14 protein-coding genes are annotated in these 16,448 nt (G+C 42.1%); 5 read left to right on the top strand and 9 right to left on the bottom strand.

What is annotated here, in order from left to right:
• The first annotated feature begins 8 nt into the window (after positions 1–8).
• Together Q0058_RS05975 and Q0058_RS05970 are read left to right on the top strand one after the other, a co-directional pair.
• Positions 9–1,379, top strand: coding sequence for an NADH-quinone oxidoreductase subunit N (locus tag Q0058_RS05975; RefSeq protein ID WP_298221896.1), 1,371 nt, complete (start codon positions 9–11; stop codon positions 1,377–1,379).
• A gap of 93 nt (positions 1,380–1,472) precedes the next feature.
• Positions 1,473–2,435: a lipid A deacylase LpxR family protein gene (locus tag Q0058_RS05970; RefSeq protein ID WP_298221894.1), complete on the top strand. Its 963-nt coding sequence runs from the start codon at positions 1,473–1,475 to the stop codon at positions 2,433–2,435.
• Between the two features lie 70 nt (positions 2,436–2,505).
• Here Q0058_RS05970 and Q0058_RS05965 read toward each other — a convergent pair whose 3' ends face one another.
• Positions 2,506–3,741 (bottom strand): T9SS type A sorting domain-containing protein, encoded by a 1,236-nt coding sequence (locus Q0058_RS05965; RefSeq protein ID WP_298221892.1) that lies wholly within the window; start codon positions 3,739–3,741, stop codon positions 2,506–2,508.
• A 130-nt stretch (positions 3,742–3,871) separates the two neighbouring features.
• Between Q0058_RS05965 and Q0058_RS05960 the strand changes: the two genes are divergently transcribed.
• Together Q0058_RS05960 and umuD are read left to right on the top strand one after the other, a co-directional pair.
• Positions 3,872–5,140, top strand: coding sequence for a Y-family DNA polymerase (locus Q0058_RS05960; protein WP_298221890.1), 1,269 nt, complete (start codon positions 3,872–3,874; stop codon positions 5,138–5,140).
• Positions 5,131–5,562 (top strand): translesion error-prone DNA polymerase V autoproteolytic subunit, encoded by a 432-nt coding sequence (umuD, locus tag Q0058_RS05955; protein ID WP_298221888.1) that lies wholly within the window; start codon positions 5,131–5,133, stop codon positions 5,560–5,562. The genes Q0058_RS05960 and umuD overlap by 10 nt, the downstream gene beginning before the upstream one ends.
• Positions 5,563–5,565: 3 nt before the next feature.
• Here the strand turns inward: umuD and Q0058_RS05950 are convergent, their stop codons facing one another.
• From Q0058_RS05950 to Q0058_RS05920, 7 genes are read right to left on the bottom strand one after another with little or no spacing between them, the layout of a single operon-like run.
• Positions 5,566–7,236: a sodium/sugar symporter gene (locus Q0058_RS05950; protein ID WP_298221886.1), complete on the bottom strand. Its 1,671-nt coding sequence runs from the start codon at positions 7,234–7,236 to the stop codon at positions 5,566–5,568.
• A gap of 1 nt (position 7,237) precedes the next feature.
• Positions 7,238–8,290 carry a UDP-glucose--hexose-1-phosphate uridylyltransferase gene (locus Q0058_RS05945; protein ID WP_298221884.1) on the bottom strand — a complete coding sequence of 351 codons (1,053 nt, stop codon included), beginning with the start codon at positions 8,288–8,290 and terminating at the stop codon, positions 7,238–7,240.
• A gap of 2 nt (positions 8,291–8,292) precedes the next feature.
• Positions 8,293–9,462 carry a galactokinase gene (gene galK, locus Q0058_RS05940; RefSeq protein ID WP_298221882.1) on the bottom strand — a complete coding sequence of 390 codons (1,170 nt, stop codon included), beginning with the start codon at positions 9,460–9,462 and terminating at the stop codon, positions 8,293–8,295.
• Positions 9,459–11,792: a glycoside hydrolase family 2 TIM barrel-domain containing protein gene (locus Q0058_RS05935; RefSeq protein WP_298221880.1), complete on the bottom strand. Its 2,334-nt coding sequence runs from the start codon at positions 11,790–11,792 to the stop codon at positions 9,459–9,461. The genes galK and Q0058_RS05935 overlap by 4 nt, the downstream gene beginning before the upstream one ends.
• Before the next feature lie 7 nt (positions 11,793–11,799).
• Positions 11,800–12,813, bottom strand: coding sequence for a glycosyl hydrolase 53 family protein (locus tag Q0058_RS05930; RefSeq protein WP_298221878.1), 1,014 nt, complete (start codon positions 12,811–12,813; stop codon positions 11,800–11,802).
• 8 nt (positions 12,814–12,821) lie between these two features.
• Positions 12,822–13,916, bottom strand: a complete 1,095-nt coding sequence (locus Q0058_RS05925; protein WP_298221876.1) for a glycosyl hydrolase 53 family protein — start codon at positions 13,914–13,916, stop codon at positions 12,822–12,824.
• Positions 13,913–14,965 carry an aldose epimerase family protein gene (locus tag Q0058_RS05920; RefSeq protein ID WP_298221874.1) on the bottom strand — a complete coding sequence of 351 codons (1,053 nt, stop codon included), beginning with the start codon at positions 14,963–14,965 and terminating at the stop codon, positions 13,913–13,915. Before Q0058_RS05920 ends, Q0058_RS05925 begins: the two co-directional genes overlap by 4 nt.
• Positions 14,966–15,062: 97 nt before the next feature.
• On the opposite strand from Q0058_RS05920, the gene Q0058_RS05915 reads away from it, so the two are divergent.
• Positions 15,063–16,061, top strand: coding sequence for a GntR family transcriptional regulator (locus Q0058_RS05915; protein ID WP_298221872.1), 999 nt, complete (start codon positions 15,063–15,065; stop codon positions 16,059–16,061).
• A 61-nt stretch (positions 16,062–16,122) separates the two neighbouring features.
• Here Q0058_RS05915 and Q0058_RS05910 read toward each other — a convergent pair.
• Positions 16,123–16,448 (bottom strand): hypothetical protein (locus Q0058_RS05910; protein ID WP_298221870.1); only part of this gene is annotated, 326 nt, incomplete at its 5' end.

Below are 16,448 nucleotides of genomic sequence, written 5' to 3'. Positions count from 1 at the left end.
AATAAAAAATGAATACATTAATAGCTATAGTAGGATTAGGTGTTTTATGCCTTTTATTTGAGATTATCAATCTTAGGAAATTGCTCGTTCCGGTCACCATTTTGGGATTGATCGGCGTTTTAGCCTTGACGGTTTCCGAATACAACACACCGGCAAGTTTCTACGGCAACATGATTGCGGTAAACAATTTCTCGGTTTGTTTTTCAAGCCTGTTTATTGTCCTCACGATTTTCTTAGTCGCGTTGAGCCATAATTTCTATGAAAGCCACCCGACCAAACTTTCCGATTTCATCGCCATCAAAGTATTCCTGTTGTCAGGAGCAGTAGCAATGGTTTCATTTGGGAATTTAGCGATGTTCTTTTTAGGCATTGAAGTCTTGTCGATTTCGTTATACATTCTTGCGGCAAGCAGCCGATTGAGCCTCAAAAGCAACGAGGCCGGAATGAAATATTTCCTTATGGGTTCGTTTGCTTCAGGAATTATTTTGTTCGGAATCTGTATGATCTACGGCGCAATGGGCACTTTCGACACCGTTGAAATCAGCGAATTGTCACGCTCTGCTGAATTGCCAATCTGGTTTCCGATTGGGATTGCATTGGTAACTATTGGGATGTTGTTCAAGATTGCAGCCGTGCCGTTCCATTTTTGGGCGCCTGATGTTTATGAAGGTTCACCGGCATTGACTACGGCAACGATGAGCACGCTTGCAAAAGTAACCGCAATGGCCACTTTGTTTAAATTGCTCACGGCTATGAATGCTGAAATATCGTATCAATATCAGATTATCGTTGTGGTCATTTCGATGGCTTCGATGACCGTTGGAAATATCATGGCGTTGAAACAGGCGAATGTGAAGCGTATGCTTGCGTTCTCTGGTATTTCCCACGCAGGATTCATGTTGATGACTTTATTAAGCGTGAGCACTTCTGCTGGGAGTTTGTTGTATTATGCTTCGGCTTACGCGCTTTCTGGAATTGCAGCGTTTGCGGTGATTTTATATGTATGTAAAAACCTCGACAACGAAGACATTGTCAACTTCCACGGGCTTGGGAAAACCAATCCGTTGTTGGCAGCGATTCTTACAGGTTCGTTGTTGTCGATGGCCGGAATTCCAATCTTTGCGGGATTCTTCGCTAAGTTGACATTATTCAGCCAGACGATTCAGGCGGGTTATTTAGTGTTAGTGATTGTAGCGGTAATCAATTCAATCATCAGTGTCGGTTATTATTTCAAACTGATTTTGGCGATGTATACCAAAGAACCTAACGAAAACAGAACCGGAACTCCAGTATTGATTTATGGTGTCGCAATCGTAGCCATTCTTTTGAATATCGCTATCGGATTGTTTCCATCGTTAGTCATGGATTTACTCGGATAAACAAATCAAAAAATTTATAGAACAAGCCATCGGAATTCCGGTGGTTTTTTTGTTTCATGAAACCTGCGCTCCTGTATTTCCGTAGATGGAAGTATGAAAAAACACGCATGGTACCTTTTGATTTTAATCACAACCCCGATTTATCTAATCGCCCAGAAAATCGATAATACGGCTTCGTTTCGGGATTTAAAAACGGAACGTTATTTCAGATTTAATTACGACAATGACTATTTCGCATCGCGCGATCAGGATTATACGCAAGGTTATAATTTTGAATTGGTTTCGCCTGCAATGCGCCTCAATCCAATCAACCGATTATTACTTCAACCCAAACACAGCGAAACGCAATATGGGATTTCGATCGAACACATAGGGTTTACGCCTTTCAATATTGGCAGCGCACAAATCCAGTATGGTGATCGCCCTTTTGCCGCTGCGATTATGCTCAAAAGTTTTGCAATAGCAACTGATACAGTTCATCAATCGAGGTTGGTTTCGTCATTGAATCTTGGATTAATTGGCCCCGGCGCTTTTGGAAAAGAAATGCAAGTAGGAATTCACAAAGCTACGGGAAACACCATTCCGCAAGGCTGGCAGCATCAAATTCGGAATGATTTGGTTTTGAATTATGAAGTCAGCTATGAAAAACAGGTGTTTCGCTACCGTAATTTGTTATCGTTACAGACCAATACAACTTTACGATTGGGAACTTTATTCACGAATGCATCCATCGGATTCAATACTACTTTTGGGATCATCAACGCGCCTTTTACTTCCTTAAAAACGAAAAAGAAATTTGCGTTGTATGGCTATACGCAACCGCTGCTCAATATTATTGGTTATGTTGCAACTTTGCAAGGCGGATTGTTGAATACCAAAAGCCCATACACGATTGCTGACCGTGAGATCGAACGTTTGACCGGGCAAGTCAATTATGGTATGGTGCTGCAAACGCGCACTTTGTTTTTAGAATGCTCCCGCGTCATGATTACACGAGAATTCGAATCGGGTAGCAGCAGTAAATCGGGCGGCATTAAAGTCGGTTTTCAATTTTAAACGAAAGCCCTAGCCCCGATAGTAGCAAAGTGCCGTGCACTGCGTATAGCGGGAAACAGCTCCTAAAAAACTATTTCAAAATTAATTTCTTATCGACTTTTTTCGAATTCACTTCCACAGAAACAATATAAATCCCACTTTGCAATGTCGACGCGTCAATAGCATTTGTGCTGCTTACTTGACCAGAGATTACGATTGCACCTTGCATGTTGACTACTTGGAATTTCGACTTCGCTATATTTTTTGAAAACAGGATAGATTTTGCGGCAATATCTTGGTAGATTACCAGATCATTCCCATCGAATGTTGGCGTACTCAATTGTCCGTATTTTCGTTCTGAGTACGCAAAATTATTACATTCAATTTCCACTACGAGTTCTGCTGGCAGCAATCTGGTTTCATAAGTATTCGAATCAATATCATACAGATATAAGCGCTGCTGTGTAAAATCTAAATTATAAGCGACGAAAAGTAGTTTCTTCGTATTCTGATCAAAAGTTCTATTATAGAATTGATAACCTCCAATAGTTTCAAGTGTATTCAAAACAGAAATTGCACCACTGTTGGCATCAAGATTTCCTACGACAAAAGTATTTGACTCGGTTTGGGCATTGAAAGAGGAATAGATACAATAAATACTATTGGTTTCGTTGCTATATTCTAATCCTATATTGCCTGTTATTGGCAAACCTGTGAGTAACGTTTCGGTATAAGTAAATGCAGTCGCATTTACGGGAACCGTTACTAATTTCTTTCCTTCGGCGTCTTGCATTACGAAATAGTAAGTTCCGGTGTTGGAATCAAAGCATGAACCATCGGGGAAAAAAGAGGTGTTGGGTAAAAAATCGAAAGTGCCAACAACCACAAGTTCGTTGGTTTGAGGATTGTATTTGTTTAACTGCACTTCATTCAGATTGTTCCCATCATAGGTATAAATGAATCCGGTTTGCATATCACATTCCGCAGAACCGTTGAAAAAACTTGTTGCTTCGTTAAAATTTATCTGTTGCGTATTGGCGTTGTACTTAAAAACGCCCGAGGTATTATCGTTTTGAGTTACTCTCGAAACATAGTCGCCTGTTGAAGCATTAAAAATTGAAGTCCCGACAAGAATGCCCGTTACGTTGCTGGAAGTTGCGGTAAACAATTCTGGTGCATCAACATTCCATTTGATAATGTCACTGGTCTGCGATTGTTGATTGTATTTAAAGGCAATTAAATTAATTTGATCTTCTTGAGCTTTTGACGTCATCACGGTAAAGAGACTTGTGATTAAAGTCATTACCAATATAATTTTTGCTTTCATAGTAGTTTTTTTTACTAAGTTATTAATTTATAGCAAATTAGAAACTGAACATCTGTTAAAAATTTATTGTTGTTTAAAAATTGTAATTGCATAATTCATTTCATCAGCTCTGAAGTTATAACTTTACAAGATGTACGCATTAGTCGATTGTAACAATTTCTACGCTTCGTGTGAACGCCTTTTCCAACCTCATTTGGTCGGGAAGCCCGTGGCTATTTTGTCGAACAATGACGGCTGCATCATCTCGAGAAGTGACGAAGCGCGGGCGTTAGGGGTTCCGATGGGCGCTCCGGAATTTCAGGTTCGGGATCAATTGCGCGAGCACAACGTTCAGGTTTTTTCTTCGAATTATGCTTTGTATGGCGATCTGAGCCAACGTGTTTTCGCGATCCTGCGACAGTTTACGCCGAATGTTGAGGAATACAGCATCGACGAAGCTTTTGTGAATTTTGACGGCATGACCATTTCAGATTATCACGATTACGGGTTGCAGATGAAAAACCGCATCCGCAAATGGCTCAGCATTCCGGTTTGTGTGGGCATCGCTCCGACCAAAGCCTTATCGAAAGTAGCCAATAAGATTGCACGAAAATTTCCTAACAAAACCAAAGGCGTTTATGTAATCGATACCGAAGAGAAGCGCATCAAAGCCCTCAAATGGACGAAGGTGGAAGACGTTTGGGGCATCGGCCACCGCATGAAGAAAAAAATGGTAGCCCGAAACATCAAAACCGCCTACGATTTTACCGATCCGATGCACACTGCTTGGATCAAAAGCCAAATGGGTGTCGTGGGTTTGCGGCTTAAAAAAGAACTCGAAGGCGAATCGGTTTTAAAGCTCGAAGACATTGCGAACAAACGCAGTATTGCGATCACAAGAAGTTTCCCTAAAAAACTGACGGATTACGACGCATTGCGCGAACGGATTTCTACGTTTGCTTCGGTTTGCGCGGAGAAGTTGCGGGCGCAGCATTCGTGTTGTCAGACGATCATCGTCATGCTCGGCACGATGGATGTGGGAAATGCACGCTCTAGAAAACATTACAGTCAAGCTGTTACTTTGCCTTTTTCGACGCATTCGACTTTAACGATTGTGAATACCGCAATCAAAATCTTGGAACAATTATACGATCAGAACAAAGGGTTGCTTTTCAAAAATGCCGGTGTGATTGTCACGCAACTCGTCAACGAAAATGAAAAACAAATCGATCTGTTCGTCGATGAAAATCCAAAACATTTGCAACTGATGAAAGCGATGGACGCGATCAACCAAAAAATCGGCGACCGCAAAGTGAAGATCGGCACGCAAGGAACCAAAACCTGGAACATGAAACAAGAAAGACTTTCTCCGAAATACACAACGCGCTTCGACCAAATATTGACCATAAAATGCCAATAAGCAAACTTACTTTTCTAAAACCTGATTTTGATAGCGAGCTTAAAATCCCGTACATCGATTATGGTGTTTCGGCGGGTTTCCCTTCACCGGCTTTGGATTTTATGGAAACGGCAATCGACCTCAACAAAGCGTTGTCCGACAATCAGGTGGCTACTTTTTATATTAAGGTTGAAGGCAATTCGATGGTGAATGCAGGAATCGATGACAAAGATGTGCTTGTAGTGGATCGCAGCATCGAACCGCAAAACAACAAAATTGCGATCTGTTTTATCGACGGCAGTTTTACCGTGAAACGCCTTAAACTTGATAAAACCGGTCTTTGGCTGATGCCCGAGAATCCGAAATACGAACCCATAAAAGTAACCGACGAAAACCAGTTCGTTGTTTGGGGCATCGTAACCTATGTCATTAAGAAAGTCTGATTCCTACCAGAAAATCGTATACAAAGCGGCCAAAATCGATAGGATAATCAACATGCCGACCGTGAACGAAGGCGACATTTTGAACATTGTTTTGTCGATTTCCAAACCGTGTGTTTTGACGCCGTTTCTGTTTTCATACATGCTGATGAAATACATGCCGATGACGCAAATCAGGAATACAAATCCCATTCTGTCGATGAACGGAATTTCGTAGATGCCACTCGCGTTCGGCACTGAAAAACCGTAAGGATTTAAAAAGGCCAAGTCGACAAAAGCTGGCATGAATTTGAAAATAATCGAAAACAAGAACCCGCCAATCGTCGCAAACAAAGCCGCATTTGAAGTGGTTTTCTTCCAGAAGAATCCTAAGATGAACATCGCGAAAACGCCCGGACTTACAAAACCGGTATATTCCTGAATGTATTGGAAGCCGCCTTTTTTATCGATGCCTAAAAAGGGTGCGACCATAACGGCTACGAGCATCGCACAGACAATCGTAAGCTTTCCGATGTTGACTAATTTTTTCTCATCGGCTTCGATGTTGAGTTTGGTTTTGTAAATATCCAACGTGAAAATCGTCGCAATGCTATTCGCTTTCCCAGCTAGTGACGCCACAATCGCCGCAGTCAACGCCGCAAACGAAAGTCCTTTCAAACCTACAGGAAGTAAGTTCAATAAAATCGGATAGGCACGGTCGGGATTGACGCTTCCATCTTGAAGCATTTCTGTTTGGAAATGGCCGTTTTGGTATAACACATAAGCCGCGATTCCTGGCAATACTACAATTGCGGGCATTAATAGTTTTAGGAAAGCGGCGAATAGAATACCACCACGTGCTGTTTTTAAATCGGCTCCAAGCGCACGTTGCGTGATGTATTGGTTGCAGCCCCAATAATTTAAATTGATAATTAGCATTCCACCGATGAGCACGGAAAGTCCCGGCAAATCCATGTAATTCGGATTCGACTTTTCAAAAATCATATGGAAATGGTCGCCGGCATGTTGGGTCATCAGATGAAAGCCATTCATGACGCCCGTTGAACCAAATTCCGTAGCCACTAAATTCAGCGCGAGATACGTCGTGACCAATCCGCCCAAAATCAAAAAGAACACTTGAATGACATCGGTATATCCGATTACTTTCATGCCGCCAAGCGTAATCATCACAGCGAAAAAAGCGAGGAAAACCATACATAACGTAATATTCAAACCTGAAATACTGCTAATCGCCAACGCACCCAAATACAGAATCGAAGTCAGATTCACCAACAAATAAAGCAGCAACCAAAATACCGCCATAATCATCGCGACATTGCTGTTGTAACGTTTGTTCAGGTATTGCGGCATCGTGAAAATCTTGTTCTTCAGATAAACGGGCATGAAGAAAACGGCAACAATAATCAGCGTTGCAGCCGCCATCCATTCGTAAGTAGCAATCGCCAATCCCATCTTGAAACCGCTGCCGCTCATCCCGATGAATTGTTCAGCGCTGATGTTACTCGCAATCAACGACGCTCCAATCGCCCACCAAGTCAGCGAACCTTCAGCGAGAAAATAATCGTTGCTCGTGGTCTGCGCTTTCTTTTTCCGTTTGTAAATCCAAAGCGCGTAGCCTACGATAATGACGAAATAAAGTAGAAAAACTATATAATCCGGAGTAGCGAGTGATTGCATATTAAATGGTTTTGGTTTTATAATGAGTGGTCGGTAAGTCGCGTAAAATGGCAGCGCTTTGTTCGGGCGATAAGTCGCGTTGGGCTTCGCCGAGCATTTCGTAGCCTACCATGAATTTCTTGACATTCGCGCTTCGCAATAAAGGCGGATAAAAGTGCATGTGAAAATGCCATTCGGGATGCGCGGTCCTGTCGGTCGGCGCCTGATGGATTCCTGAAGAATAAGGAAAAGATGTCTCAAAAAGATTGTCATATTTGACCGTAATCGCTTTTAGGATTTCCGCGAAGGCAGTACTTTCTTCATTGGTCATCGCGATGATATTGCCGAAATGTCTTTTGCTGACAATCATCGTTTCGTAGGGCCAAATCGCCCAAAAAGGAACGAGCACCACGAAATGTTGGTTCTCGATAACGATGCGCTGCTGGAGTTTCAATTCTTCTTTGAGATAATCGTGAAGCAAGCTCGTTTTGTGTTTTTTGTAATAGTCTTCGAGGCTTTGTTGCGTTTTCGCTACTTGTGTCGGCAACGACGATTGGGCCCAGATTTGCCCGTGCGGATGCGGATTGCTGCAACCCATGATGCTGCCTTTGTTTTCGAAAATCTGCACGTAATTGATGTAGTCGTGGCTGCCGAGCTCGATGTATTGTTCCTGCCAGGTTTTGACGACTTTCTCTATCGCGGAAATTTCCATTTCGGGTAACGTGAGGTTGTGCTTTGGAGAAAAACAAACCACTTTATTGATACCGCGTTCGGGTTTGAGTTGGAACAATTCGGTTTTGTCATTCTGATACGAAACTTCCTCTTTCAACAACGCTGAAAAGTCATTTTCAAACACAAAGCAATCGGTGTAATTATCGTTCTGAATGCCATTCGCCCGAACGTTTCCGGCACACAAATAACACGACGGATCATGCTCAGGACGCGTGTCTTCCACTACGGTTTCGTTTTGCCCTTGCCACGGTCTTTGCGAACGGTGCGGCGAAACCAGAATCCATTCGTCTAAGAGCGGATTGTAGCGTCGGTGTGGATGTTCGTTGGCGTGAAAGCTCTGCATGATTAATTTTGATATAAGGTGGATCCTTTTGAAATCTTTACTTTGTAGGGTTGGAGCGCAATCCCGAAATGGTTTTGATACGCTTTTGAAACCTGGTCGATAATCTCGTCTTCTTTTCCTTTTTCTACGAGATTGATCGAACAGCCGCCGAAACCGCCGCCCATCATTCGCGTTCCCAGAACCGAAGGCAGTTTTTGTGCGGTATCGACTAAGAAATCAATTTCATCACAACTCACTTCGTATTCTTGAGACAAACCTTGATGCGTTTCCGACATCAATCTTCCTAAAGTTTTAAAATCGGATCGCTCCAAAGCATCGACGGCATCCTGAACGCGCTGAATTTCTTTGACTACGAAATGACAGCGTTTGAAAATCGTTTCGCCGAGTCGTTCCTTCAATTCCAAAACCATATTTTCCGTACAATTCCGAAAGGTTTTGACTTCTGGGAAATGCTGTTGAATGATTGACAACCCTTGTTCCACTTCTTCTCTTCTTGTGTTGTAACCAGAAGTTAAATGCGTGTGTTTGACCTTGCTGTCTAATAAAAGTAGCGAGTATTTTTTGAAATCTGCTTTGTGGTATTCATATTCCAAAGTATTGCAATCGAGTTTGATTACGTGGTTTTTCTTTCCGAAAACAGAAGCAAACTGATCCATGATACCGCAATTGACGCCTGCAAAAGTATGTTCAGATTTTTGTCCGATGAGCGCAATTTCTTCTTTGTTCAATCCTAAACCGAACATTGAATTCATCGCATAGCCAATGCCACATTCGAGCGCTGCTGACGACGAAAGCCCCGCACCCATTGGAATGGTACTGCTGAACACCATATTGAATCCCTGCATTTGAAAACCTTTTTCTTTCAATTGATGCAACACGCCGAGAATGTAATTCGCCCACATTTTATCGATGGGTTTTAGCGCGTCATTCAAATCGAATTTGTAAAATTCATTCAAATCATGCGCTACAACCGTACAGTCAGAACCCTCATTTTTGGAAATGGCGAAACAGATGTATTTGTTGATCGCGGCCGGCAATACAAACCCATCATTATAATCGACGTGCTCGCCAATGATGTTGATCCTGCCCGGAGCAAGGAAAATGTATTCAGGCTCGTTGTCAAACGATTGCACGAAACTTTGCTTGGTCATCTGTATCAGTTTTTTCTTCATGGCTTGATTTCGAGTGTGGCGGTTTGTAAATTTCCGGCGTTCGCTTTAAGGATTATTGGCTTTTTGAAAGACTCGGTTTTCAATAAAATAGTCGCAATTCCTGCTTCGGCTTTCATTGGATTTTGCCCTATCAATATTGCGTTTTCGCCTTCTAACGTGAACGTCACTTCATCGGCCGCATCGGGAATAATCGTTCCGTTTTCATCTGTAATCGAGGCATAAACAAAAACCACATCTGAAGTTTCGGGATTGATTGAAATGCCGGACAAATCATAGGAAAGTTTTATTTGAGTGGCTTTGAGTGGCGATTTCACAATATTCTCTGTTACTTTTTTCCCATCGATAAAACCTTCGGCACGCAAAGTTCCCGCCTGATATTTTCCGATGTTGAATAAAAACGGCGCGTGTTTCAACCGGTTGCTGTTTTGATTCATTGTTGGCGCTTGTTTGGCCACTAAAATATCGTTCAGGTATAAAGCGACTTCCTCACAATTGCTGTAGACGCGCACTTCAAGCGGCGAATTCTCGGTCCAGTTGTTGGCGATATGCACCATCGGACCTGAGAATAATCTGCGGTCTAAAACGACATTCGGATTGCGTTGGCTTTGGTAAAAATAATGTGCAAATTTCGGAATTCTGAAAATGTCGCTGATGCCTGAGCTTTCGATATCTGGGCTGTAGCCGCGGTTGTAATCGAACATCAGCCAATTGGCTTCGCCCAAAGTATTGCTTCCTTTGCGGTTCGAATTTGAGGCTTCCTGAAAATTGAACGCCTGCTGCAACAACCTTTTTTCACCAAAAGCGCGAAGCTGGCGCGAAGTTCTTTCTTCTTCTTTGAGATTCGCAAAATCCTTTTGATTGAAACCGGCATTTTGCGCATAATATTCCCAATCGCCATATTCAGCAATGAAAATTTTGCGGTGGTTGCGTTCATAGTTCGTCCAATAATCGGGCGCTTTGGCATGTTGCCTTGCGGGAATGTAGATATCGTAACTGTCATTGTCGATCCAGCTCGCGCTGATTTTATTCGAAAATGGAATTTCTTCGTTCAAAATCACATTGGCCTGCTTCATGAAACTTTCGGACATCGCCGTTTCATTGAGCGAATTCTCCCAAAAGATGATGCTCGGATGGTTGCGGTCGCGGCGGATCATATCACGCAGGTTCTGCAACGAATTTTCCTCAAAAGCCGCGTTGCCGAAAAATTGCCAGCCCGGAAGACTATTCATGACCAAAATCCCGAGTTCGTCACAGGCATTCAAAAACGCTTCAGCCTGCGGATAATGCGACAAACGCACGAAATCGAAACCGGCGTTTTTGATCTTTACGGCGTCGCGGTATTGCGCTTCGTCCGAAATCGCGTAACCCAAATAAGGATACTCCTGATGGCGGTTGGTGCCGTTGATGTAGATTCTTTCATCATTGAGGAAATAACCGTTGACCCTGATTTCCGATTTCCGGATGCCGATTTTTTGGGAATAAGCGTCGATGGTTTTGTCTTTTGAAATGACTTCGATGTCGAGTTGGTATAAATTAGGTTCATCGATGGACCACAATTGCGGATTTCCGATGCTTGTGTGTTGCGTGATTTCGATGTAAGCGTTGGCTTCGATGGGAAATTTTTTAGATTCCAAAGCAAACTTTTTTCCTGATTTTGAAGTCAGCGTATATTTTAAATAAACCCTTTGTCCGCTTGAGTATTCATTTTTCAGATGAACTTTAATCATGCCTTCTGCCTTATTTTTCGAAACCGATTCGAAATTCACAAAAACACCGCCGCTCGCTTTTTTATTGACATGAACGGCATCGGTGATGAATAATTTATTGGTCGTGATCAGATAAACATTCCTATAGATTCCGCCATAATAATTGAAATCCAAATCCTTGATCGCTTTGCCCGGCGGGATTTCAGGATTGTCCACATTCGTGACTTTGAGTATCACCAGATTGTCTGCATCTTTGTTGAGATAAGGTGAAACATCGACGGTAAAAGGCAAATAACCGCCTTTGTGGGTTGCCGCTTTTTTATTGTTGATGAACACTTCAGCTTCCGACATCACGCCTTCAAAATAAAGGAACATCTTTTGGTCTTTGGAAATGCTGGCTTTGAACTTCTTCTGATAATACGAAACGCCCTGAAATTGCTTGACCACGACGAGGTTTTCAATATTGGCCGTGTGCGGGATCGTGACTTTTTCCCAGTTGGAATCACCTTCTTTGTGGAATTCCCAATCGGCGCCGAAGTTGATTTTCGTCCGCGATTGCGCACTACCGTTTTCAAAAGAAAAAAGCGAAATAATTATTAATAAAAAGGTGTAAAGCTGTTTCATTTTGAGGTTAGTTTTTAAACGCATCCAAAGCCGGTGAAGGTTTGCCGTCCGCTTGCCATGCGCTCAGGTTGTATTGGCTCCAGCTTCTTGCGCCTTCAGGTTCCCAGTAAATCACGCCTAAGCCTTTTTGGTTGGGAACGGCTTTCACGGCCTTGATCGTTTCCGTCAAAAGCTTGTAAGTGTTTTGAATTTTATCATCTTCGCCGCCGACTTCGACGACCATAACTTCTTTGTGATAGCGTTTTACCATGTCGTTGAGATTGAACTGTAAATCGGCAATGGTTTCTTTATAATCTTTCTTGATCCAGAAAGGATAATACGACAAGCCGATGACGTCGTACTTTACTTTTTGCGCCGTGGCATTATCGAAGAACGTTCTGAATTTGGCGTTGTTGTTGCCTTCATCAACATGCACGATGACTTTGATTTTCGGGTTAACTGCTTTGGTGGCTTCGTAGCCTTTGTTTAAAAGCTGACCAAGTTGTTTCCAGTTGTCGGTGCTTCCGTCAGGCCATAACATGCCACCGGGAATTTCATTGCCGATTTGCACCCATTCGGGAGTTACACCTGCTTTTTTCAACGCATTTAAAACATCAAAAGTATGGGCGTAAACATCATTTAGCAATTCCGGAAAAGTGTGTTTTGCCCAAGCTGCGGGTTTGAATTGTTTGGCCGGATCGGCCCATGAATCGCTGTAGTGTAAATCGATCATCATACGCATGCCCATTTTCTGAGCGCGGACTGCCATCACAACAGTTTCGTCTTTGCTGCAATGTCCGCTGGCTTTATCCTCGGATGGATTCACAAAAACCCGCAAACGAATGGTATTCATGCCCCGGTCTTTGAGCAATTGCAGACAATCTTTCTGACTGCCATCGGTGTCGAAGAATTTGTAACCCGTAGCTTCCATTTGGGGCAACCAACCAACGTCGGCGCCTTTGGCAAAGTCAGGTTTTGGATTTTGTGCGTGGTTACATATTGAAAAGAGCAATAACAGTGAAAAGTATATTATTTTTTTCATAATCAATTCTAATTAAAAGCGTCCATTACGGGTAAGGCATTGAGGTTAAAATCCCATAAAGCCTGATTTTCGAACGAAGAACCATTGGGAGATTGCGTGCCTCGGAAAGCCACCCATTCACCGCCCCAATACGAAAATCCAATCCCGTGAGGTGAATTTTCTATCATTGCTCTGATCGCCAATAAAAAGCTTTTCTGCCCGGCATTCGTTGCAGGATAGGTCGGAATCAATTGATTGCTGAGTCCCACAATATTATTAGTCCAGTCGTTCCAACCTAAAGTAAACGGATAGGCCGTTTCTGCAATCAGCACTTTTTTATGGTGAACTTGGCTCAAGGTATTCATGGTGGTTTTGAGTAAACTCATATTCTGTCCGTGCCAAACCGGATAATACGACAAACCTATATAATCGTAATCAAGGTTGTGCACTTTATTGTAAAACCATTCGGCGCCAGAAATACCCGCATAATGTAACATGATTTTAGTACTTGGCGATTGGGCTCTGATTACTGTAGTAGCGGCCTGCACCAATTGCAGATACTGGGATTCACTCGCAGATAGTTTTCCTTGAGGGAATAAAAATCCATCGTTGGTTTCATTGCCAACTTGGTAGATATCCGGATGGATTTCATTCACGACCGTCGATGTATAAGCGGCAACAGCCAATTTTAAATCCGTAAAGTTCAAATTAGACCATTCCGCAGGTTTGGTTTGGCTTGCCGGATCGGCCCAGATATCGGAATAATGCACCGACAGCCAGACTTTCATCCCCATTTGTCGTGCCCTATTAGCTAAATTGCTGACTTCTGTCAATCCGCAATGGCCATCGGACGGATTTTTCCAAAGACGGATTCTGACGGTATTGCAGCCCGCGTTTTTGAGCGTGAGTAGGGCATCTTCGGGTTGGTTGTTGTGTTTGTAAATTGTCCCTTCGCTTTCAATCAATGGAAGATACGATACATCCGCGGCCTTTATCAAACTTTTTGCCGTCAACGGTTTGGTGGCTCTTGACATTGCAGTTGGGGTTGAATCAACGCTTTCAGAGCATGAAACCAGCAATACTGCCACTAAAAAAAGGACTGTTTTCAATACATTTTTCATCATGACATCATTTCAAATTTATAAATAGTACGCTGGGTGTAAGTTTCCCCTTTTTTTAAAATCGCGGAGGGAAAATGGGCATGGTTTGGTGCGTCGGGAAAATTCTGGGTTTCGAAACAGATGCCGCTCCACAGATGGTAATTCGCTTTTTCTTTGCCTTCCAAAATATTAAAGCAATTGCCGCCAACATAAATATGAACCGCGGGCTGATCGGTAAAAACCTTCATCTTGATCTGGTTCTTCTCACTAAATAAAGAGGCTACCGGCTGCACATCCTGCGGTAAAACGAAAGTGGCATCAATAGCCTGCGGGCATTTTTTTGGCGCTTGAAAATCGAACGGGTGGTTTTTTAAATCCAGAAACCTACCGGTTGGGATGTTCTCAGTCGTTTCCAATATACGTTTGGCATTGACGAACAATTCCTGATTTTTGATATCCGACTCGTGTCCGTCAAGATTAAAATAACTATGATGTGTCAGGTTAATCGGCGTATCCTGATCGGAAACGGCTTGGTACTTTATTTTAATCTCATTCGATTCCGTTAAAGTATAAGTAACCTTGACTTCAAGATTTCCGGGGAAAAACTCTTCGTTTTCAGGGCTTTTATAACTGAAGGTAACCGATGCGCCTTCGGCAATGATGTTTTCTTCCGCTTTCCAAATCGCACGGCTAAAACCTTTTGCTCCGCCATGCAGCGAATGTCCGTTACTGTTTTTATTAAGCAGGTAAGTCGTTTCGTTGAGTGTAAAAATACCGCGATGAATCCTTCCTGCATACCTTCCCACAATAGCCCCAAAATAAGGTGCAGCAGGCAAACTGAAAGAACGGATGTAATGGTCGAGGGAATCAAATCCTAAAACCACATCGATGCGTTTTCCGTTTTTGGAAGGCACTTTTATAGCTGTTATAGTGGCGCCATAATCGATGATGTGCAATTCCATCCCGTTTTTATTCTTCAATTGATGCGAAAAAATTTCTGCCTTGTTGGGAATGACACCAAATAATTTCTTAATAATGTCGCCTTTATATTGAGCAATCTGTTTTATTTCCATGGGTTTTTTATCAAATCAGAAATTCAAATGTAAAATTTATATCTGCTAAAACATACCGGTACCTACCAGTTTGTATATCTTTGTAAAAAAACTTTTCGTGAAGATCATTTCAATTCAAAACAATCTCGGAATTCCTAAATATAAGCAGATTATTCAGTCGGTTGAAAAGGCCATTGCTGAAGATCAATTAAGTAAAGATGAGAAGTTGCCTTCGATAAACAAAGTCTGTCTGGAGTTTTCATTGTCGCGCGACACGGTACTTTTAGCTTATGAAGAACTCAAAAAAAGAGGGATTATTTATGCGATTCTGGGTAAAGGCTATTATGTAAAAAGCCTTGAAGTTACGCAGAAACATCGCGTGTTTTTATTGTTTGACGAACTTAATATTTTTAAAGAAGATCTGTATAATTCGATTCTTAAACATTTGGGAAGCAACGTTCAGGTGGATATTTTCTTCCATCATTTCAACGCAACAATGTTCAAAAAACTGATTGAAGAAAGCCATGGGAATTATACGCGCTACATCATTATGCCAACGAATCTTGTTGAAGCGCCCGCCATCGTCAAAACCCTACCAGTTCATGAAGTTTTTATTCTTGACCAAACCAATGCTGAGTTAAAATCTTACCCGGCTGTGTTCCAGAATTTTGTCAAAGATATGTATGATGCGCTAACGCAAGCTACATTCAGACTCCAACATTACAAAAAATTAGTGTTGATTTTTCCCGGATTTCGCGAACCAGTAGGCATGAAAGAAGGTTTTTTGCGTTTTTGTGAAGATTTTAATTTTAAACATGAAATCATTACCGAATTCGACCAGCGTGAGATTGCCGCCCAAGAAGTCTATATTATTCCAAATGACCGGGATTTGGTGAGTGTGATTGAGCAATCGAAATTGCAAAAACTAACCTTAGGAACCGATTTCGGAATCATATCTTACAACGATACACCGCTGAAAAAAGTAGTTGAAAACGGCATCACGACCATATCGACACAATTTGAAAGCATGGGCGAAATCATGGCCAAGATGATTCTTCAGGGAAAAAATGAACAGATTGAAAACGAATGCTCGCTGATTCTTAGAAACTCCCTATAAAAAAACCTCCCTTGACGAAGGAGGTTTCTTTCTTGAGTTAACCTAACTATGTAAAATAAAACTATGCGATGTTAGAAGCGTATTGTGACGCTTTTTTCAAAAACGTTTTGATCAACAATCTGTTTGGAGCAATCCCAGAAGTCATCATTTGTTTTTTTGAAGATGTTTCTTTAGTGATGTTTTCGTTGGTAGTTTGTTTTGTTCCCATAAACCAAGAAACCATGTTGATCGAAGCGTTTGATTCAACAGTAGTAGTTGTTGTAGCTATTGAAGCAGGAACTTCAATCGTGTTTTGTGCAAACCCAACACATGAAACCAACATCATTACCAACACAACCATCATTTTGAAGTTGTTTGAAGTAGTAGTGTTTGCTGTTGTGTTCATAT

The organism is Flavobacterium sp., assembly GCF_027484705.1.
Classification (GTDB): domain Bacteria; phylum Bacteroidota; class Bacteroidia; order Flavobacteriales; family Flavobacteriaceae; genus Flavobacterium.
The sequence above is the reverse complement of the archived record's forward strand: the minus strand, read 5'-3'. Positions and strand labels throughout refer to the sequence as shown.